Genomic DNA, 21417 nt, shown 5'->3' with positions numbered 1-21417 from the left:
CGAGTGACCTAGCTGCCGTCGGACGGGAAGACGGCACCACCACCGCCGAGCAGCAGCTCTTCCACTATGACGAGGTTTGGGCGTACGGCGGATTGGTGCATTAATGCACATTTGCCCCTAAAGGTTCCATACTGTAGTCGTGGCTCTCATCCCCCCGATCGAACCGATGCTGGCCAAGGCCACCGACACCCTGCCCGTGCCGAGGGCCCTGCCCGGCGGCATCGCCCTGGAGCCGAAGTACGACGGCTTCCGGCTCCTGGTCTTCCATTCCTCCGGAACGACGCAGCTGCAGTCCCGCTCCGGCAACGATCTCAGCGCCGCCTTCCCCGAGATCACCGACGCCGCCGCGGCGCTGCCCGAAGAGGTCGTCCTCGACGGCGAGGCCGTGATCCTGATGGAGGGCCGCCTGCAGTTCGGCGCGCTGCAGCAGCGCGTGAACCGCCCGCTGGCCACGACCCGACACCTGGCCCACCTCCAGCCCGCCCACTACCTGGCATTCGACTTGCTTCAGCGCGGCACGGCCGAGCTCCTCCACGAGCCGTACCGGGTCCGCCGCGCCGCTCTGGAGGATCTGTTCGCCACCCACGACCTGGGCGCGCCGTGGACCCTGACCCCGGTGACCGACGATCGGGAGCTGGCCGAGCAGTGGCTGACCCTATGGGGACCCGTCGGCGTCGAGGGAGTCGTGGCCAAGGGCTGGGACCAGGCCTATCACCCGGGCCGCCGCGGCTGGATCAAGGTGCGGGCCAAGGAGACCAGCGAAGCCATCATCGGCGCGGTCACCGGCCCCGTCACCGCCCCGCTCACGCTGCTGCTCGGCCGCTACGACACGGACGGCATCCTCCGTCTCGCCGCCCGCAGCACACCGCTCACCGCCTCCCTCCGCAGCGAATTGGGCCGCCTGCTCACCGCCGGTGGTCCGGGGCATCCGTGGGCGGACGTACGCATCACAGCGTCCTGGAGCAGCCGGGAGCCACTGGAGTTCACGCCGGTCGAGCCCGAACACGTCGTGGAATTCCACGGCGACACGGCTGTCGACGCCGGCCGATGGCGTCACGCAGTCCGGCCCCTGCGACTGCGCACCGACATCGCCCCCGCCGACGTCGCGCCCTTCGGCGAAGGCCAGCGCCCCGTCAGCGGGTGAACGCGGTCGCGCTCGTCGGCCTTCGACCAGGAGCAGCGCCACGCGCGTCCGGCTCGGTCTCTCTCCCCGGTTTCTCGGTCTCGCCGACGGCTGCGGGCCGACTGCAAACCGCTGCGCTCCGATCCTGGGCCTCCTGCACCGCGGGCTCGTTCCGCCAGGCACGGAGTTCGCGGGCGGCGCGGAAATACGGGCCCGTGCCGCCGCCTACCGCCGCGAGAAGGGTCTCCCCGAGTCCCTGGGCGTAACAACCGACGCGCACTCGAGCTGCCCACGGACGAGGGTCATGGCCGACCGCCGCGGCCGGGGCCTGCACCCGTTGGCGACGAGTTGGGGTGGGCGTGGTGGCCCGGTGGCGGTGCTGGATGCGGGCGCGGATCTGGTGATCAGCCGAGGGCCCGGTGCGCCTCATTGATCACGCGTTGTGCGTCGGCCCCGAAAACCGCGGATTCCCGCAGTGTCTCCCACACGCGCATGTACGTGCCGATGCTGTCCGCATCGTCGAGCCACAGCTCGGCGTGCCAGTCCTCCGTGATGGCGAGCCGTTCGTCGAAGATCCAGAATCCGTCGGCGGGAGGGATCTTCAGGGGCGCTCCGAATGGGACGATGCCGAGCCGGACGGTGTCCATGCCGACAACTCCGGCGAGACGGTCCAGTTGCGCGGCCAGCACCGATGGTGGGCAGATCAGGGCCCGCAAGGCTGCTTCCCACATGATGATGTGGAACTTCTTGCCGGGCTGGTAAAGCCATTCCTGCCGCTTCATGCGGGCACGGACAGCGTCCTCGGTGTCGCGTGCGGACTTCTGCAGCTCGGCGTAGCGGATGAAGACATGGCGTGCGTAATCTGCTGTCTGGAGCATGCCGGACACCATGGAGTTCTCCCACCCGTGGATGATCGAGGTCTCCGCGACCAGCGCATTCCAGGTGTCCTGCACCGGACGGTGGCCAGATGCAAGCTGCCTCCGCCACGAGCGGATGTGCGACTCGAACCCGTTCAGACGCGCGTGCAGTTCGTCGTAAGTCTCGGGCTGGCCGGTCGCCTCAGCCCACGCCCGCAGATCCTCGGCCGTCGCGGTCTGCCGTCCGTTCTCCAGCTTGCTGACCTTCGACTGCGTCCAGCCGAGTCGTTCGGCCAGTTGTGTACCGGTGAGCCGACCGCCAGGGCACGAGCCGCGGAGTTCCCGGAGTCTTAGCCCGAGGGCGGCCCGCGCCTGCTGGTAGTCCGTGCTCACCGGTTGCACACGCTACTTGGCCGCGGCGAGCCCCGCCGCGAACGTCTTGTACGGGAGAGCGTGGTGCCACGCGGCGTCGCGTGCCAGGGAGCACCGCACGACTTCGGCGGGCTCCGTGATGAGTTCGACGTTCACGAGCTGGTCGCCGTCGTCGAAGTTGAGCTTGGCGATCAGCCGCGAATCGAAGATCCAGAAGTCCTCTTCGGGCAGGCGTAGCCGCTGGGCGTCCGCCCGCCACAGGTTACGGATGTCCTCTCCCAGGGCGCTGTTCCGCTTCGCGTTGTCGAGCAGGTAGAGCTGGCCGGTCGTGGGCGGGCTGTCGACGATGCGGACGCGCTCAACGCGCTTGCCCTGCTCTGTCTGCGTCCGGATCATTTCGCAATACGACTCGTTGAAGTCCCACTGCGCGGCGCCGGTCTCGATGAATTGCTGGTAGGTGTCCGTCGCTTCGTCGCTCGCGTACCGGCGCCTGGTCTCCAGACGCCATGCGGTGTGCTGGAACGTCCTGAACAAGGTCTCGAACTCGTCCAGGTCGATGATCCTCGCCGTGCGTGTGGCGTCCTTCGGCGCGTAGTCCACGAGGAGTTCGCGCGGTACCACGACCGCTACCTCTCCGTCGGAGAGTGCTGGAGCTGCGCGGTGTCTTCGGGGTCTGTCAGCGGCAGGCCGTGAACGATGACCTCCCGGCTGTCCAGGTCCTCATGCAGTGACGGGCAGCCGGTGCCGCCGCTGCCCGTGCCATTGAAGCGCAACCTGCGTGCCATCGCTCTACCCCTCTCTGGGAAGCCCTCGGCTCACAGGATGTCGGCGGCAGCGCGGGAATGTCGACGCATCGTCAGCCACGACACGAGAATAATCGAGAATTTCCTCTCGCGTCATTCAACTGCCGGTCCATAGCTTTCTGTTCATGAGTGATCCCACGACGACCATGGCTGCGCCCGTGCACGTCGGCCTGCCCACCGAGGCTCCGAAGCCGACTGACGGATGCGACGTGTGCGCCGCCCTCGATAGGCAGCGCTCCACCGCGGCGGCGGCCCGGAACTGGTCTCTCGTCTCCGATTGCAGCGTAGAGATTGCGCGGCATCCTCACGCGAGGCGGTCATCGTGAGCATCCGGGCCAGGTACGCGTTCGTGCCGCACACGCTGACCGCCGACCCGAACGCCGAAGACGCGATCTTCGAGGCCGAGTGCACGACGTGCTCCGATCGGTCGCAGCCGTCTGGCGAGGACCGTGAGCCGGTCGAGCTGTGGGCGCTCTCCCACACGGGGCGGACCGGCCATACCGGCTACCGCGAGATCATCACCCGGTTCTGGCGGGCTCTGCCGACCCCATGAGACTCCTGCCCTCCTTGTGATGGTGGCGGCGCAGCGCAGCGACCAGCTCGACTCGTCTGCTGGTTCCCCGCATGCCGCTATGGCTGCGGATCGAGCGCTGCCGCACCCTTGGGGGTGGCCGGCGCGGGAGACGCGGTGTCTCCGGCCAGTGTTTTGATCATGTTCATGATCGCGGTGATCTGTTTGCCGCTCTTCTCGGCGTAGTGGGTGTCGCCGCCGTAGGCCCACCAGTTCCAGCAGCCGCGCGGGTTGTCGCTTGCGGTCGTGGCCTGCGGGTACAGGACGATCATGTCGTTGGTGTCGGCGTATTCGTTCAGGTAGGCCTGGCCCATGAACGTGTTCCCGATCAGGCCGTAGTACTGGTAGCAGCCGTGGAGGGCGACCATGAGCTTGCATGAGCCGGACCCGCAGGACTGCGGGACGTAGGCGAAGCCCTCGTTGCCCATGCTGATCGCGGCCGCGCTGCCTCCCGGCGCGTAGCTGTTCTGGTCGAACTGGATGAGTTTGCCGTTCAGCGGGGCGTCGGCGGCGGGCTTCACGGTGCCGAAGAGGTGGGTGAGCATGTCCCTTTCGGGGTCGGTGCCGCAGTTGTTCATGTAGGGCGCGGCCGTGGAGGAGCAGGGGACCTCTCCGAGCGGGCTGACCCAGCCGTGCCCGGCGCTGGAGGTCGTGTCGTAGGAGACGTCGGCGCCGAAGTCGCGGTAGTACGTGGCCAGATCGTCTTTGACTGCCCGGTCGACGGTCTGGTCGGAGCTGCCGTGGTAGAGCCAGACCGGGTCCCCCGACAGGTTCGCGACCGGGTCCAGACTGCCGGCCGTCGCGCGGTCGCGGGTCTCCTGTTCCAGCTGGGCCGGGGTCTTGCGGGGCAGGTAGGTGTCCATGCACGCGTACAGCGCGGTGTTGAGGTTGCCCTGCGAGCAGTCGTACGCGCCGGCGGTGAAGATGCCGGCGCCCTTGAAGACATCGGAGTGGGCGACGTGCAGCTGGTTGGCCATGTATCCGCCGGACGAAACCCCCGACACGTAGACCGAGTTGATGTCGTACTGCTGCAGGGACCCCGGAGTGGGGTCGGGGACGTCGGCCACGGCGCTGGTGCCCGTGGTCGCCGTCACCAGGCCGAGGGCCGCTGTCATCGTCAGGAGCGTCTGTTTGAACCTCATTCATGTCTCCAGGTAGGGGGTGGGTCCGCCATCCTGGAGGCTCTCGTTGTACGTGACGACGTGGGGCTCCGACTCATCCCGAGGGTCCGGCCTGGTGCACGACACCATTGTCCGAAGGCGAGTTCGGCGGGCGGTGTGGTCCCGGGTGTGACATGTGGCCGCCTGCGGGTCATGCCGAGCGCGCGGTGTGACCCGTGCACATGGTCAAGCCCGGTTGACGCCGGAAGGGTGAGCTTGCTGCCGGAGAGACCGCAACGTCACAGGGTTGTGGGGCAACATCCCGAGGGATGTGAGGTGACATCCCGAGAAAGAGCGACGCAATACGGCTCCGTCCTTCGCACGCCAATTTCCTTCGGCGCGCGAGGACTTTCTGCCTGCCTATGACGCAGACGTCAACATATGACGCACCGGCGAGATAACCCATACGTGTCACGGTCATGATCCACGCGTGAAATCGCCGGACGTGGGAGGTCCGGACCAAGGCGGGCGGCCGCCCGCCTGCGTCAACCACCGCCAACGCGGGGAGCATGGTTACCTGTTGACTATCCGGTAATGCCGTCGCTAATTTCGGCAGCGCGCCGCCGATCCGGGCATCGCTCCGGGCAGGAATCCCCAAGCCCGTACACCCAAGCGCATGCCCGAATTATCTCCCTTTCCCCCCACTGCACCACCAAATTTTTCGGAGATTACATGACCTCCGCTGCGCACCTCGACGACCTTGTCATCGGAATCAGCCCATTCGGCGAACCGGACGCCAGACTCGTCACCGCGGTCAGCCGCGCCGGCGGGCTCGGCGTGCTCGACCTCGGTACGGGCGACCGGCAGGCCCAGGAAGCACTGGAGCGCATCCGCAGCTGGACGGCCGGTGGTCGGTACGGAGTCCGGGTAGCCGCCGGCTGCCGGCTCACGCCCGCGGACTTCCCCGTGGGTCCCACCCAGGACGACGGCACCAGAGCGCACACGGTGGTGCTCGGCGTCGACTCTCCATGGGCGGTTCGCGACATCGCAGGCCCTTGCCGGGTGCTGGCCGAGGTCACCGGCCTGGACGAGGCCCTCGCCGCCGTTCAGGCGGGGGCGCACGGCCTGATCGCCCGGGGCAGCGAGAGCGGCGGCCGGATCGGAGAACTCGGTACCTTCGTGCTCCTCCAGCAGCTGCTCGGCGAGCGGGCGTTAGCCGTACCGGTCTGGGCCTGCGGCGGCATCGGTCCGCGAACGGCCGCGGCTGCCGTGGCCGGCGGAGCGGCCGGGGTCGTCCTGGACACCCAGCTGGCGCTGCTCGCCGAATCCGGCCTCCCGGAGGAGGCGGCCTCCGTGCTCCGTTCCATGGACGGCTCGGAGACCACCGTCCTCGGCGGCCACCGGGTGCTGCGGCGCCGCGGTCCCGGCGCCGCACTCCCCACCGCCGACCGTGCGGACGGGCGCGGCGGACAGGGCGCCGACGGCCCGGAGTCCGCCCGTATCGCCGCCCTGCTCGGGGTGCGCGACCTGCGCACCCGGCTGCTCCCCGTGGGCCAGGACGGCTTCCTCGCCGCGCGCTTCGCCGAGCGCTGGCATGACGTCGGCCGGACCGTCCGGGCCATGACCGACGCCGTACGGGACGCGGTACGGGACGACTCGGGCGCCTCGGCGCTACGTCCCGGCGCGCCGATGTGCGGCACGCTCGGCACCCGGCTGCCGATCGCACAGGGCCCCATGACCAGGGTCAGCGACCAGGCCGGGTTCGCCTCCGCCGTCGCCGCGGACGGCGCTCTGCCGTTCATCGCGCTCGCCCTGGCCGGGCGCGAGCAGGCGCGCACCATGCTGGAGGAAGCCGGAGCCGTCCTCGCCGGACGGCCCTGGGGGGTCGGCGTGCTCGGCTTCGCCCCGGATGAGGTCAGGAATGCCCAGCTCGAGGCCATACGGGAGGCCCGCCCCAGCCACGCCATCGTTGCGGGTGGACGGCCCTCGCAGGCCGAGGCCCTGGAGAAGGACGGGATCACCACCTTCCTGCACGTTCCCTCGCCGGGGCTGCTCCGCCAGTTCTTGGCGGCCGGTGCTCGCCGATTCGTCTTCGAGGGCTCCGAGTGTGGCGGTCATGTCGGCCCGCGGAACAGCTTCCCGCTCTGGGAGGCGCAGATCGCGGTGATCGAGGACTTCCTGGACAGCGGCAGCAACAGCGACAGCAACAGCGGGAGCGGCAGCGGCAGCGGCAGCGACGTCGAGGGTGACGGCAGCGGTGGCGGCAGCAGTGCGCCCGGCCGGATCGAGGTCTTCTTCGCCGGCGGTGTCCACGACGAGCGGTCCGCCGCGATGGTCGCCGCGCTCGCCGCCCCGCTGACGCGGCGCGGCGTCGCCGTGGGCCTGCTGATGGGCACCGCCTACCTCTTCACCGAGGAGGCGGTGGCCCACGGTGCCGTACAGCCGCTCTTCCAGCGCCAGGTGGTGTCGGCGCGGCGCACCGCGCTGCTCGAGACCGCCCCGGGCCACGCCACGCGGTGTGTGCCCAGCCCCTTCACCGACAGCTACCGCGCCGTCAAGGAGCGGCTGCAGGAGCAGGGAGTGCCGGACCGGCAGCGCTGGGAGAGTCTGGAGCGGCTCAACGTCGGCCGGTTGCGGGTCGCCAGTAAGGGGGTGGAGCGCGGCGCGGACGGGGAGTTGGTGCCGGTCGACGAGGACCGCCAGCTCACCGAGGGCATGTTCATGGCCGGACAGGTCGCTGTGCTGCGCTCGGACACCACCACCATCAGCGCGCTGCACCGGTCGGTCGCCTCGGCGGCCGCGGACTTCCTCACCGCAAGCGCGGCGGCGCTCCGCGAGCGCCTGGGTGTGGATCCGGCCGGGGAGCGCGCCGAGCCGGAAGCCCCCGCGCCGCTGGACGTGGCCGTGGTCGGTATGGCCTGCATGTTCCCGCAGGCTCCCGACCTCGCCTCCTTCTGGGCCAATGTCCTCGGCGGCGTCGACGCCGTCACCGAAGTGCCCGCCGAGCGATGGGATCCGGCCGTCCACTACTCGGCGGACGGGCACGCCAAGACCGGCACCGGCAACAGGACCCCCGGCACCGGCGTCAACGACGGCGGCAGCGGCGCGACGAACTCCAAGTGGGGCGGCTTCCTGCCGCCGATCCCCTTCGACCCGCTGCGCTACGGCATCCCGCCGGCCTCACTGAACAGCATCGAACCGGTGCAGCTGCTCGCGCTGGAGGCCGCCGCCCGGGCTCTGGACGATGCCGGATACGGCGACCGGGACGGGCGGGCCTTCGATCGCTCCCGTACCTCCGTCGTCTTCGGTGCCGAAGCGGGCAGCGACCTGTCCAACGCCCAGACGCTGCGCGCCGTCCTGCCGTCCTACCTCGGCACGGTGCCGCAGGGCCTGGCAGCACAGCTGCCCGCGCTCACCGAGGACTCTTTCCCCGGCATGCTCGCCAACGTCATCTCCGGGCGGATCGCCAACCGGCTCGATCTCGGCGGCGCCAACTACACCGTGGACGCGGCGTGCGCGTCGTCGCTGGCCGCCGTCGACGTCGCCTGCAAGGAACTGGTCACCGGGACCAGCGACGTCGTCCTGTGCGGCGGAGCCGACCTGCACAACGGCATCAACGACTACCTGCTCTTCTCCTCGGTGCACGCGCTGTCCCCGACCGGCCGCTCCCGCACCTTCGACAGCTCGGCGGACGGCATCGCGCTCGGCGAGGGCGTCGCCTGCGTGGTGCTCAAGCGGCTGGCCGACGCCGAACGGGACGGCGACCGCATCTACGGCGTGATCAAGGGCGTAGGAAGCTCCAGCGACGGGCGGTCGCTCGGCCTGACGGCACCGCGCCCCGAGGGCCAGCGGGCCGCCCTGGAGCGCGCCTACCGCAACGCCCGCGTCTCGCCCTCCGACGTCGGCCTGGTCGAGGCCCACGGCACCGGTACGGTCGTCGGCGACCGTACCGAACTGACCGTTCTCAGCGCGGTGTTCACCGACGCCGGGGCCGGGCCAGGGCGCTGTGCGCTGGGCTCCGTCAAGTCCCAGATCGGCCACACCAAGTGCGCCGCCGGGCTGGCCGGCCTGGTCAAGACCGTGCTGGCGCTGCATACCGGTGTCAAGCCGCCGACTCTCCACCTGAAACGGCCGAACGCCGCCTGGGAGCCGGGGAGCAGCCCCTTCTCCTTCCACACCGAGGCCCGTCCCTGGGCGGCCCCGCCGGCCGAACGGATCGCTGGAGTCAGCGCGTTCGGCTTCGGCGGCACCAACTTCCATGTGGTGCTGGCGGCCCACGACGGCGGGGCGCCCCCGGCCCATGGCCTCGACGCGTGGCCCGCCGAGCTGTTCACCTTCCGCGGCGCCGACCGCGCGGCGGCGTTCCGCGCCGTCGAGGAGACGCTGAGGACGGCCACGGCGAACGAGGCGGCCGGGCGGCCCTGGTGGCTGCGCGACCTCGCGCTGGCCGCCTCCCGCCGCTCCGACACCAGCCACGAGCCCGTACAAGCAGCCGTGGTCGCCACACACCTCGACGGGCCGGGCGGTCTGGTTGGGCAGCTGCGGCGGGTGCTGGCGGGCGAGCACGATCCCGCCGCGGGAGTCCACCTCGCCGGTGCGGAACAGCAATCCGGCGGTACGCCGGACAGCCCTGGACCGGGGACGGAAGTGCGGGCGGAACCGGGTCCCGGCAAGGTCGCCTTCCTCTTCCCCGGCCAAGGCAGCCAGCGGCCCGGCATGTTCGCGGAGCTGTTCGTCGCCTTCCCCGAATTCCAGCACCTCCTCGAACTCGGCCGCACGTACACGGATGTGCTCTACCCGCCGGCCGCCTTCGACCAGTCCGCGAAGGCGCGGCAGCAGGCCGGGATCACCGACACCCGGATTGCGCAGCCGACCCTCGGAATCGTCGGGCTGGCCGCGTACTCCCTGCTCACATCGGCCGGTGTACGGCCCGACATGGCAGCCGGGCACAGCTACGGAGAGCTGGTCGCGCTCTGCGCGGCGGGCGCCTTCACCCCACGCGACCTGCTGGAGCTGAGTGCCGAGCGAGCGGCCTCGATCCTGGAGGCCGCGGGGGAGGAGCCGGGCACCATGGCGGCGGTGGCGGCCGGGGCCGACGACGTTGAGCGGGTTCTGTACGAGGCAGGGCTCGCCGGCCGGGTCGTCCTCGCCAACCGCAACGCGCCCCGGCAGACCGTGGTCTCCGGTCCGGAGCAGGCGGTGGGCACCGCCGTGCAGCTGTTGCGGGAGGCGGGGTACGGAGCCAAACGGATTCCGGTGGCCTGCGCCTTCCACAGCCCGCTGGTCGCCGGCGCCGGGGACCGGTTCGCCAAGGTCCTGGCGAGCCGGCCGGTGATGGCGCCGGAGTTCCCGGTCTGGGCCAACCGCACCGCGGCCGTGCACGGCGACGCTCCGGACGCGCTCCGCGCGGAACTCGCCGCCCAGATCGGGGCGCCGGTCCTCTTTGCCCCGCAGATCGAGGCCATGTACGAGGCGGGGGCCAGGGTCTTCGTCGAGGCAGGGCCCGGCAGGGTGCTCACCCGGCTGGTCGGGGAGATCCTCGGCGACCGGCCGCACCGCGCCGTCGCCTGCGAGGGGCGGCGAGGTCACTCCGGCGGCGTGCGCGGCCTCCTCGACGCCCTCGCTCAACTGGCCGTCGCCGGGCTGCCCGTGCGTACCGGCTGGATGTTCCGTGACCGCGACGCCGTTGACGCGGGGCGCACCGCGCCGCCGAAGCGGCCCGGCTGGACGGTCGACGGCCAGCTGGTCCGTACGGCTGCCGGTGAACTCCTTCCCGGTGCGCTGGCACCGGCTCGACGTGTCATGGAGGCGAGTGTGAGCCAGTCGGAGCGGGCAAGCGGCACGCAGGGCGACGGGGACGTGCTGGTCTCCGAATTCCTCAAGGCCAGCCGGGAGATGGTCGCCGCGCAGCGCGACGTGCTCCTCAGCTACTTCGCAGCCGCGCCGGGCGGCCGGCCCGCGGCGCCGGCTGCGCTCGCCGCGTCCGCACCCGCTGTGTCCGCACCCGCAGTCCAGCCGCAGCCGGTGTCCGACGAGCCTCCGCACGGCATCACTCCGCAACCCGGACCCGCAGCGGTGCTCGTACCCGCAGCGGTGCCCGCTCCCGTCGCGGTCACCGAGGACGAGGTGCTGCGGGTGGTCTCCGAGATCATCAGCGAACGCACCGGATACCCCGTCGACATGATCGAGCCCGACCTCGACCTCGAAGCCGACCTCAGTATCGACTCGATCAAACGGGCGGAGATCGCGGGTGAACTCGCGGAGCGTCTGGGTGTGGCCGGTGCGGGTGCCGCGGCCCTCGGTGACGAGGAGCTGGAAGAGCTGGCGAAGGCCCGTACCGCCGCCGCCGTCACCTCCTGGCTGACCGGACGGCCGGCCGCCCCCGCCGTCCCGCAGTCCGCCCCTGAAACCGCCGCCCCGCCCGCGGCGGCACGGCAGGAGCCGCCTGCCGTGAGCGGCGAGGCTCCCAGGCGGCTCCGGCTCCAGCCCGTGCCACTGGGCGATCCGGGCGGCGCCGCCGATCCCGGGTCCGTACTGGGCGGCAAGCGCTTCGTCCTGCTCGGGGACGGCGACGGAGCGGCTGACGCGGTGTCGGACCGGCTGGCCGCGTACGGCGCCGAGGCGCTGGCCGTATCCGCCAGGCATCTGCTCACCGAACAGGACGGCCCGGTGGACGGAGTGATGCTGCTCGACCCGCTGGCCGGCATCGGCGCACCGGTGCTGCCCGAGGCGTTTCCCGTGGTCCAGGCGGCTTTGCGGCGCGGCCCGCGCTGGCTGTTGGCCGCCCGTCCGGCGGAGCCGCAGAGCCTGCGTGCGGCCGGGCTGCACGGGCTGTTCCGCACGGTGGCCAGGGAGTACCCGCAGACCGTGGCCAGGGTGGTGGACATCCTCGCCCCCGAAGCCCCCGAAGCCCCCGAAGTCCCCGAAGCCCTTGAGGCTCCCGAAGCCCCCGGCCTCACGCCCGCCGTCGTCGCCGACGCGCTGCTCGGCGAACTGCTCGCCCCGGACGGCCCGCCGGTCGTGCTGCGCAGAGCCGCCGGCCGGCACGGTCTGGAGCTGATGGAGAGCGGACTCGGCGTCCTCGGTTCCTCAGGCGCCGGTCCCGCGGGCGACGGAGCGGCGGAGGCCGCGGCCATCGGCCTCGACCGCGACTCCGTGGTCGTCCTGGCCGGCGGGGGACGGGGCATCACCGCGCGATTCGCCGCCACCCTCGCGGCAGCCGCCCGCTGCCGGATCGAGCTGCTGGGCCGCACCCCCGAGCCCGTCGGGCCCGAGGATCCGTTCACCGCCGGGGCCCGCGACGAGGCCGCCTTGCGCGCGGCTCTCGCCGCCCAGGGCAGCCGGACGCCCGCCGAGATCCAGCGGACCGCCGCCCGGATCCTGGCACAGCGCGAGGTGGCCGCCACGGTGGAGGAGGCGCGGAGCCTCGGTGGCCAAGTCCGGTACCGCTCGGTGGACTTCCGGGAGCCCGATGCGGTGCGCCAGGCGGTGAAGGAGATTCATGCCGACCACGGCCGGCTGGACGGCGTCGTCTACGCGGCGGGCGTCATCGAGGACCGGCTGATCGAGGAGAAGTCCGCCGAGTCGTTCCAGCGGGTCTTCGATACGAAGGCGGGCGGCGCGAGCACGCTGCTGGAGGCGTTGGAACAATTGCCGGACGGACCGTCCTTCGCCGTGCTCTTCGGCAGCATCTCCGCCGTGCTCGGCAACCGCGGCCAGGTGGACTACGCGGCGGCCAACGACGTACTGGAAGCCCTGGGCACACAGTGGGCGGCCCGTACCGGCCGCCGGGCGCTGACCGTGCACTGGGGCCCGTGGGCTCCCGCGGGTTCGCACACCGGCATGGTCACCCCGGAGCTCGGGCGCGAGTACGCGCGGCGCGGTATCACACTCATCGATCCCGAGGAGGGAACGCTCGCACTGCTGCGGGAGCTCGCCTGGGGCGACGAGTCGGCCCGTGCCGTCGTCTACACGGCATCGGGATGGTGACCGTGGGGGACGGGAGGACGGCCGGCCGGATGCCCCCGGTCGCCATCGTCGGCATGGCGGTTCTGCTGCCCGGTGCCCCCGACCTGGCGGCGTACTGGCGGAATCTCGTGAGCGGCGCGGATGCGATCACCGACGTCCCGGCCGGGCGGTGGGACGCCGATTTCTACGATCCGGACGGTGGGCGCGGTCCGGCCGTGGCCGACCGGGTGTACTGCCGACGGGGCGGGTTCGTCGACGAGTTCGCCGAGGTCGAGGTCACCCGGTTCGGGATCATGCCCGCCACGGTGTCCGGCACCGAGCCCGACCAGCTGATCGCGCTGAACGTGGCCGCCGCGGCCGTCGCCGACGCGGGCGGCGAGGAGCGGCTGCCCGACCGGCACCGGGTGGGTGTGGTGCTGGGTCGCGGCGGCTACCTCACCCCCGGCCTCGTCCGGCTCGACCAGCGGGTGCGCACGGCCCGGCAGCTCGTACGCACCCTCGGCGAGCTGCTGCCCGGCCTCGGGGCCGACCAACTGGAGCGCGTCCACGCGGCCTTCACCGACCAGCTCGGCCCCGACCATCCCGAAGCGGCCATCGGTCTTGTGCCCAACCTGGCCGCCTCGCGTGTGGCCAACCGGCTCGACCTGCGCGGCCCGGCGTACACCGTGGACGCCGCCTGCGCCTCGTCGCTCGTCGCGGTCGACCAGGCTGTGGGAGAGCTGGCCTCCGGCCGGTGCGACGTGATGCTGGCGGGCGGCGTGCACCACTGCCACGACATCACCCTGTGGAGTGTCTTCTCGCAGCTCCGCGCGCTGTCGCCGAGCCAGCGGATCAGGCCCTTCCACCGGGGGGCCGACGGAATCCTGATCGGCGAGGGCACCGGCGTCGTCGTGCTCAAACGGCTCGCCGACGCGGAACGGGACGGGGACCGGGTCTACGCGGTCATCCGGGGCATCGGGGTGGCCGGTGACGGCCGTGCCGCGAGCCTGGTCAGCCCGCACCCGGGTGGCCAGGCGCGGGCGGTACGGCAGGCGTGGCGGGCGGCCGGCCTCGACCCGCGGGAGCCGGGCTCGATCGGGCTGCTTGAGGCGCACGGCACGGCGACGCCGGCCGGCGACGCGGCCGAACTAGCCACCCTGGCAGCGGTGTTCGGCACCGGCGGCACCGGCGGCACCGACGGCACCGGCCTCACCGGCGGCACCGACCTCACCGGCGGCGACACCACCCACGACCGGGCCGTGATCGGGTCGGTGAAGTCGATGATCGGCCACACGATGCCGGCCGCCGGGGTGGCCGGCCTGGTCAAGGCCGCCCTGGCGGTCCATCACGGACTGCTGCTGCCCACCCTGCACTGCGACGACCCGCACCCCGCGCTGGCGCCCACCCGGTTCCGTACGATCGACAGGGCCGTGCCGTGGGAGACCGGCCCGGACCGGCCCGTACGCCGCGCCGCGGTGAACGCCTTCGGCTTCGGCGGGATCAACGCCCATGTGGTGCTGGAGCCCGCACCCGCGGCCGCCGCGCCGGGCCCCGCCCCGGCCGTACCCGCGGCCGCCGTACCCGGGGCACCCCTACCCAGGGCACCCGTACCCAGGGCCGCCGTGAGCGAGCCGGAGCGCGTCCTGGCCCTGGCCGCCGATACTCCGGAGCAGCTGGCCGGGCTGCTCGCGGCGGACGACTCCGGCGTGCTCGCCACCGCGTCCGCGCGGCCCGACGACGCGCGGCGCAGCAGGCTCGGCATCGTCGACCCGACTGCCAAGCGGCTGGCCTTGGCCAGACGCATGGTGGCCAAGGGCCGCCCCTGGCGCGGCCGCAACGACATCTGGTTCACGCCCCGTCCGCTGCTCGGCGCCTGCGACCACAGCGACCCCGGCGAGCCGGGCAAGCTCGCCTTCGTCTTCCCCGGCCTCGAGGGGGAGTTCGAGCCCCGGGTGGACGGCGTCGCCGCATACTTCGGGCTTTCCGGTCCCGCTGCCGACCGCTCCGTCGGGCAGGCGCGGGTCGGCGACATCGGCCGGCACGGGGCCGGCGTCTTCGGCGTCGGCCGCCTCCTGGACGGCGTGCTGCGGCGGATGGGAGTCGTGCCGGACGCGGTGGCAGGGCACAGCGTCGGCGAGTGGACCGCGATGGCGGCGGGCGGACTGTACTCCGGTGACGCGGTCGACGACTTCCTCGACTCCTTCGACCCCGACGCGCTACGCCTGCCCGGCGTTGCCTTCGCTGTCCTGGGCGCTCCCGCCGAGCGGGTGCTGGCCGCCCTCCGGGAGCGTGCGGACGACCGGATCGTGCTCTCCCACGACAACGCGCCGAACCAGTCGATGGTGTGCGGACCCGAGGCCCCTGTCGAGGAGTTCGTGCGAGCGATGCGTGCCGAGGGGGTGATCGCACAGGTCCTGCCGTTTCAGTCGGGCTTCCACACGCCGATGCTGGCCCCCTGCCTGGGGCCGATCAGGGCCGTCGCGGAACGGTTCGAGTTGTTCCCACCGGCCGTCCCCGTGTGGTCGGGGACGACGGCCTCCCCCTATCCGCCGACCGAGGCCGCGGTGCGCGAGCTGTTCGTGCGGCACCTGCTGGAGCCGGTGCGCTTCCGGCTTCTGACGCTGGCCATGTACGAGGCGGGCTTCCGGGCGTTCGTCCAGGTCGGCACCGGACAGCTGACCTCGCTCATCGGCGACACCCTGAACGGCAGGGAACACCTCGCCGTGGCCGCGAACTCGCCGCGCCGCGACGGTGTCGCGGGGCTCCGCCGGGTGGCCACCGCCCTGTGGACGGAGGGCGCGACCGTGGACCCGTCGCTTCCCCGTCCCGTTGCCGCGGGGCATGGAGCGGTACGTTCCGCCCGGCCCGCGGCTGCCGCGCGACCGCCGGTGCGGCTCGACCTGGGGGGTGCGCTGATCTCCCTCGACGGGCCCGACGTGGCGATCCTGCGCCGCGAACTCGCGTCCCGCTCGGCGGACCTGACCCCTGATCCTGGACCGGAGTCGGCGCTCGCGCTGGACGCTTTTGTGGAGCGCTTCCCGGTGGCGGCGGAGCTCGGGGCGCTGCTGCGGGAGACAGCCGATACGGCCGCCGAGCTGATCGCGGCATCCGGCCGGCTCCCGTCCGCTCCCGAACCTCCGGCGGCAGCCGAGCCCGTGGCTTCCTCCGGCGGTGCGGCGGCGTCCCCGCCGACGGGGCTGTCCGTGCCCCGGGCGGAGGCGGCGGGCCCGGCCCGCGAGTGGCGCACCGTCCTGCGGGTTTCCACCGATGCCATGCCGTACCTGCGCGACCACTGCTTCTTCCAGCAGCGGCCCGGCTGGCCCGACGAGGCGGACCGATGGCCTGTCGTCCCGGCCACCACGATCGTCCAGCACCTCATGGACTCGGCGGAGCAGGCCATGCCCACGCTGCGGGCGGTCGGCGTGCACAGCGCACGGTTCGACCAGTGGGTGACCGCCACACCGCCCACCGATGTGCCGGTCACCGTGACGCCGTCGCCCGACGGCTCGGACCGGTTCGCCGTCGCCTTCGGCCGAAGCGCGCGCGGCGAGGTGGAACTCGCGCCCCGGTACGCGGACATCCGCCCGGCCCCGTGGCGTACGGACCCGGCCGCCGAGCGCATTCCCGACCACAGCGCGGCCGAGCTCTACAGCGAGCGATGGATGTTCCACGGCCCGGCGTTCCAGGGCATCACGGAGATCACCGCGATGGGGGAGCGGCACGTACGCGGAAGGATCACCACGCCGCCCGCGCCCGGCGCGCTGCTGGACAACGTCGGCCAGCTCCTCGGTTACTGGATCATGGCGACCCGCACCGAGCGGACGGTGGTCTTCCCCGTCGGCATACGGCATCTGCGCTTCTTCGGTCCGCACCCGCGCCCCGGCACCGAGGTGGAGTGCCTGGTCGGGATCGCCTCGCTGACGGACGCCGTCCTCGAAGCCGATGTGCAGCTCGTCGCGGACGGGGAGGTGTGGGCGGAGCTCACCGGCTGGCAGGACCGCCGTTTCGACAACCATCCCGAGACCAGAGCGGTGGAGCGCTTCCCCCAGCGCACCACACTGTCCAGGCCGCGGCCCGGCGGCTGGGTCCTGCTGCACGAGCGCTGGCCGGACCTGGCCTCCCGCGAGCTGATCATGCGGAACCATCTGGGCGGCGCCGAGCGGGCCGAGTACGAGCGCCGTCCGCCACGCGGCCGCAGGCAGTGGCTGCTCGGCCGGATCGCGGCCAAGGACGCCGTGCGGCAGTGGCTCTGGGAGCGGGGAGAGGGCCCGGTCTTCCCCGCCGAGATCCAGGTGTGCAACGACGAACACGGCCGCCCGTACGCCACCGGCATCCACGGCCGGACGCTGCCGGAGTCGGCCCTCTCGCTCGCGCACCGGGCGGAGGCCGGGGTGGCGCTGGTGGTGCAGCGCCCACCCGGTCACCACACGGGCCACCACGGCGGGCCGGGCCCCGGCATCGACATCGAGGAGATCGCCGACCGCGACCAGCAGACCCTCGCCGTCGCCTTCGCGGAGCCGGAGCGGAAACTCCTCGCCGAGGTGTGCGCCGCCACTGGTGAGTCGGAGGCACGGTGGGCCACGGCGTTCTGGGCGGCGAAGGAAGCCGTCGCGAAGGCGGAGGGCACCGGCTTCCTCGGCCGGCCGCGGGACTTCGCCGTGGTCGCGGCGGAACCGGAACGGCTCCTGGTCGAGGTGGCCGCGGCGGGCGAACGGCCCCGGCGCCGCTACCGGGTGCACAGCACATGGACGGTCAACCCTCCGGGGCTGCCGAGCAGGGACTACGCCGTGGCCTGGACAACCGGCCCGGCAGACGAGACCGAGGAGACCGATCAGTGACCAGCAGCGAGCAGACCGCCCCGGCGCCCGCGGCGGACGAGCCGGCCGTCCTCGCGGACATCGCCGGGATGCTCGAGGCGATGCTCGACGAGTACGGCCTCGACGACATCGAGATCACCATGGAGACCCGCTTCACCGAGGATCTGGAGCTGGAGAGCATCGACCTGGTCACTCTGGGGGGCAGCCTGGAGGCCCGCTACGGGCGGCAGGTCAACTTCGCCGAGTTCGTGGCCGGTCTGGAGCTCGACGAGATCATCGGCCTCACGGTCGGAAGACTCGTCGCGTACGTCGTCCGCAGCCTCAGGGCCGCGGAGGAGGGAAGCCTCAGCGCCGCCGAGGAGAGCAGCCTCATGGCTGCCGAGGGGAGCTGACCCATGACGATGATCCACACCGGCGACGGGCCGGGCGGCATCAGGCTCCATGTGCAGCGCCTGGCCCCGGCCCACGGCCGCCCGGCCACCGCCACCGCCGTACTCCTGCACGGGCTGCTCACCGACAGCCTGGCCAGTTACTACTTCACCGTTGCCCCGGGCCTCGCCGCCGCCGGGACAGATGTGGTCATGTACGACCAGCGGGGCCACGGACGCAGCGAGCGCCCGGCCGACGGGTACCACCTCGACGCGTTCGTCACCGATCTGGAGCGGCTGCTCGACCGACTGGAGATCACCGGCCCGGTTCATCTGGTCGGCAACTGCTTCGGCGGAACGGTGGCCTTCGAGTACGCCATCCGCCACCCGGAGCGGGTGGCCGGCCTCTCGGTGATCGAAGCCAAGCCGGCCACCGAAGCCTGGGCGGCGGAGATCACCGGGATCCTCCGGCGTATCTCCACCGAACTGGTCGCGCACGAGGCCGAAACGCTGGCCTGGATCACTGCTCACCAAGGTGCGCACACCGCCCGGCTGGCGAAGTCGGCGGCCCGGCTGGTGCGTACCACCTCCCTCGCCCAGGAGGTCCCGGAAAGCCAGCTGCTGAGCGAGGGTCAGGTCAGGGCGGTGTGCTGCCCGGTGCTCGCCGTCTACGGCGCCGACTCGGAACTCGCCGGGGACGTCCGGTGGTTGGAGGCGCTGCTTCCCGGCACCCGTTCGGTCGTCGTCCCGGGCCACGGACACTCCGTGCTGGCCGAGGCGCCCGCGCAGGTTCTCGACCTCCTCCTGTCATGGATCCGCGAGCCGGGCGGCATGCCGCCCGGCCCTGCCCTGGCGGAGGCTGACGCGCGGTGAGCCGCTTCCTCTTCGTGGTGCCGCCCCTCGTCGGGCACATCAATCCGACCATCGGCGTCGGGGCGGAACTGGCTGCCCGCGGCCACCAGGTGGCCTGGGCCGGAATGCCGGAGTTCGTCGGACAGCTGGCCGGGGGCGGGGCGGTGGTCTTCCGCTGCGCCGGGCAACGGCTCGGTGAGGGCGGTGCCGTCCGCCCGCCGGATGTGCGAGGTCCGGGCGCGCTGAAATTCCTCTGGGAGCGGTTCCTGGTGCCGCTCGCGGAGGAGATGGCCCCGGGTGTGCACGCGGCGGTCGAGGCGTTCCGCCCGGATGTGCTCGTCGCCGACCAGCAGACCGTCGCCGGCGGTCTGATCGCCGAACGGCTGGGCGTGCCGTGGGCCACCTCGGCCACCACCTCGGCCGAGTTCACCGGAGCGCTCGACGGCATGCCCAAGATCGACGCCTGGCTCAGCGGGCTGCTCCATGAGCTGCGCGGCCGCATCGGCGACCCGGACGCCACGGCCGACCCCCGCTTCTCGCCGCACCTGGTGCTCGCCTTCACCACCGAGGAACTCGCCGGCCGGGCCTCCCGGGCCGGCGAGCGGATCCGCTATGTCGGCCCGTCGATCGCCGCGCGCCCCGTGGCGCCGGGCTTCCCCTGGGAGTGGCTCGACCCTGCGCGCCCCACCGTACTGACCACCCTCGGCACCGCCAACGCCGACGCCGGCGCACGGTTCCTCGCCGAGTGCCGAGAGGCCGGGCGCAGCCGCGCCGACCGCCTGCAGATGATGATCGTCGACCCGGCCGGTTCGCTCGGCACTCCGTCCTGCACCTCGGCCGGCCCGGAGGACAAGGACATCCTGGTGCTCCCGAGCGTCCCTCAACTGCCCTTGCTCGAACGCGTCGGCGCCGTCGTCTGTCACGCCGGGCACAACACCGTGTGCGAGGCCCTGTGGCACGGCGTCCCGCTGGTCGTGGCGCCCATCCGCGACGACCAGCCCGTCGTGGCCGCGCAGGTGGTGGACGCCGGGGCGGGCATCCGGGTCAGGTTCGGCAGGGTCAGGGCGCCACAGCTCGGCGAGGCGCTCGACACCGTCCTCCACGAGCCGGGTCACCGCACCGCGGCCGAGCGCGTCGGGGCATCCTTCCGCGCCGCGGGCGGCGCCGCCGCAGCCGCCACCCACCTCGAGCAGCTGGCCGTCGAGGTCGCCGCCGAAGGCCCCAGGGAGAAGCGATGAGCAGCAGCACCGACGGACGACCCGAAGAGCCCGCGACGGCCGACCGCGCCGAGGCCGTCTCCGCGCTGCGTCCGGGCTACCAGGCCGAGTTGGCCCAGGGCACCGAGCGGTTCTTCGAGCCGCGGCGGGACGACTGCCCGTGGTGCGGCTCGGGCCGGCTCCGGGAACGGCTTCGGACGTCCGATCTCTTCCAGCACAAGCCGGGCCGCTTCCTGCTCGACCAGTGCCTGCAGTGTGGTCACGTCTTCCAGAACCCCAGACTGAACGCCGGGGGCCTGGAGTTCTACTACCGGGACTTCTACGACGGGCTGGGGGAGAAGAGTCTCGGCGGCGTCTTCGCCGGACGGCAGAAGATGTACCGGCAACGCGCCGAGTCTCTGCGGCCCTTCGCCGAACGCCCCGGGACCTGGCTGGACGTCGGCACCGGGCACGGCCACTACTGCGAGACGGCCCGCACGGTCTTCCCCGGCACCTCCTTCGACGGGCTCGACCTCAGCGCAGGCGTCGAACTGGCCGAGCAGGCCGGCCGGGTGGAGCGGGGAATCCGCGGCAGCTTCGTCGACCTGGCCGAAAAACCGGGCGACGGCTACGACGTGGTGAGCATGTTCCACTACCTCGAACACAGCACCGAGCCCAGAGGTGAACTCCGGGCGGCACGGCGGACGATCCGACCCGGAGGCCATCTGCTGATCGAAGTGCCCGACCCGGAGAGCCGCTGGGCCCGGCTGCTCGGCCGCTGGTGGCTGCCATGGCTCCAGCCGCAGCACCTCCACTTCATCCCGGTGGCCAACCTGCGCCAGGAGCTGGCCGAGCTCGGTTTCACCGTGGTCGCGGAGCAGCACGCCGAGCCGCATGACCCGGTCGACCTGCTCGGTGCCGTATGGCTGCTGCTGGATGCCGTCGCCCCGCCGGAGGACGCTCCCTGGCTGGCGACGCCGCCGACCCGGCTCCGCCGTCTGCTGCGCACCGCGACTCTGCTGGCGGGCGTTCCCGCTCTTCTCGCCGCAGCCCTGCTGGACCGGCTCCTGGTCAAGCCCTTGGCACACCCGTGGGGCCTGGCCAACGCCTATCGGGTGGTCGCCCGGCGGGACTGACGCGATGCGGCGTACAGCGAGCACGACTCTGCTCTCGGTAACCGTATGCGTGGGCTACCGCGGCCGGCCCCGATCCCGTGCCCACCGGGAAACGACGTGCTCTCTCGAGAACGCCCGCGATCCGCGTTCTCAATCCCCATGGGAAATCGGCTCTTCCGCTTTCTCGTCGGCCATTGCGGCTGCGACTCCCGTTTTCCCGAGGGTAGTTGAACATTCCATGTCTGCGGGAAGGGTAAGGCCCTCGAGAGCGCGAATGCTGTCCCCGGCGGCGTCCC

At 72.2% G+C, this 21417-nt stretch carries 10 protein-coding genes and 1 pseudogene; 8 read left to right on the top strand and 3 right to left on the bottom strand.

Annotation, left to right across the window (positions count from 1 at the left end; all coding sequences use genetic code 11):
* The first annotated feature begins 139 nt into the window (after positions 1-139).
* Positions 140-1144 (top strand): ATP-dependent DNA ligase, encoded by a 1005-nt coding sequence (locus ACTWQC_RS24810; protein ID WP_443318005.1) that lies wholly within the window; start codon positions 140-142, stop codon positions 1142-1144.
* Between the two features lie 383 nt (positions 1145-1527).
* Here the strand turns inward: ACTWQC_RS24810 and ACTWQC_RS24805 are convergent, their stop codons facing one another.
* Entirely contained in the window at positions 1528-2373 is an 846-nt protein-coding gene (locus ACTWQC_RS24805; RefSeq protein WP_443318004.1) for a helix-turn-helix domain-containing protein, read from the bottom strand.
* A 12-nt stretch (positions 2374-2385) separates the two neighbouring features.
* Positions 2386-3137, bottom strand: a pseudogene (locus ACTWQC_RS24800) (DUF6879 family protein).
* Positions 3138-3477: 340 nt separating this feature from the next.
* Between ACTWQC_RS24800 and ACTWQC_RS24795 the strand changes: the two are divergent.
* Positions 3478-3708 carry a DUF7848 domain-containing protein gene (locus tag ACTWQC_RS24795; protein WP_443318003.1) on the top strand — a complete coding sequence of 77 codons (231 nt, stop codon included), beginning with the start codon at positions 3478-3480 and terminating at the stop codon, positions 3706-3708.
* Between the two features lie 77 nt (positions 3709-3785).
* Here ACTWQC_RS24795 and ACTWQC_RS24790 read toward each other — a convergent pair whose 3' ends face one another.
* Complete coding sequence (locus tag ACTWQC_RS24790; protein ID WP_443318002.1) at positions 3786-4868, bottom strand: extracellular catalytic domain type 2 short-chain-length polyhydroxyalkanoate depolymerase; 1083 nt, start codon at positions 4866-4868, stop codon at positions 3786-3788.
* Between the two features lie 690 nt (positions 4869-5558).
* Between ACTWQC_RS24790 and ACTWQC_RS24785 the strand changes: the two genes are divergently transcribed.
* From ACTWQC_RS24785 to ACTWQC_RS24760, 6 genes are all read left to right on the top strand, one after another.
* A complete protein-coding gene (locus tag ACTWQC_RS24785; RefSeq protein WP_443318001.1) occupies positions 5559-12815 on the top strand; it encodes an SDR family oxidoreductase in 7257 nt (2418 codons plus the stop codon).
* A 29-nt stretch (positions 12816-12844) separates the two neighbouring features.
* The gene (locus ACTWQC_RS24780; RefSeq protein WP_443318000.1) at positions 12845-17611 is read left to right on the top strand and encodes a beta-ketoacyl synthase N-terminal-like domain-containing protein; all 4767 of its coding nucleotides are present in this window, start codon (positions 12845-12847) and stop codon (positions 17609-17611) included.
* Positions 17612-17679: 68 nt separating this feature from the next.
* Positions 17680-17982, top strand: coding sequence for an acyl carrier protein (locus ACTWQC_RS24775; RefSeq protein ID WP_443318053.1), 303 nt, complete (start codon positions 17680-17682; stop codon positions 17980-17982).
* A gap of 3 nt (positions 17983-17985) precedes the next feature.
* On the top strand, positions 17986-18831 hold the full coding sequence (locus tag ACTWQC_RS24770; protein ID WP_443317999.1) for an alpha/beta fold hydrolase: 846 nt from the start codon (positions 17986-17988) through the stop codon (positions 18829-18831).
* Positions 18828-20048, top strand: a complete 1221-nt coding sequence (locus ACTWQC_RS24765; protein WP_443317998.1) for a glycosyltransferase — start codon at positions 18828-18830, stop codon at positions 20046-20048. Before ACTWQC_RS24770 ends, ACTWQC_RS24765 begins: the two co-directional genes overlap by 4 nt.
* A complete protein-coding gene (locus ACTWQC_RS24760) occupies positions 20045-21142 on the top strand; it encodes a class I SAM-dependent methyltransferase (RefSeq protein ID WP_443317997.1) in 1098 nt (365 codons plus the stop codon). The genes ACTWQC_RS24765 and ACTWQC_RS24760 overlap by 4 nt, the downstream gene beginning before the upstream one ends.
* Positions 21143-21417: the final 275 nt, after the last annotated feature.

Origin of the sequence: Streptomyces sp. 8N616 (assembly GCF_052246385.1) — a bacterium.
Classification (GTDB): Bacteria; Actinomycetota; Actinomycetes; order Streptomycetales; family Streptomycetaceae; genus Streptomyces.
The sequence above is the reverse complement of the archived record's forward strand: the minus strand, read 5'-3'. Positions and strand labels throughout refer to the sequence as shown.

Excerpts from the sequence above, each read along its gene's own strand:
- ACTWQC_RS24770 (WP_443317999.1), top strand. The coding sequence starts at position 17,986 with ATGACGATGATCCACACCGGCGACGGGCCGGGCGGCATCAGGCTCCAT.
- ACTWQC_RS24775 (WP_443318053.1), top strand. The coding sequence starts at position 17,680 with ATGCTCGAGGCGATGCTCGACGAGTACGGCCTCGACGACATCGAGATC.
- ACTWQC_RS24760 (WP_443317997.1), top strand. The coding sequence starts at position 20,045 with ATGAGCAGCAGCACCGACGGACGACCCGAAGAGCCCGCGACGGCCGAC.
- ACTWQC_RS24780 (WP_443318000.1), top strand. The coding sequence starts at position 12,845 with ATGCCCCCGGTCGCCATCGTCGGCATGGCGGTTCTGCTGCCCGGTGCC.
- ACTWQC_RS24790 (WP_443318002.1), bottom strand. The coding sequence starts at position 4,868 with ATGAGGTTCAAACAGACGCTCCTGACGATGACAGCGGCCCTCGGCCTG.
- ACTWQC_RS24785 (WP_443318001.1), top strand. The coding sequence starts at position 5,559 with ATGACCTCCGCTGCGCACCTCGACGACCTTGTCATCGGAATCAGCCCA.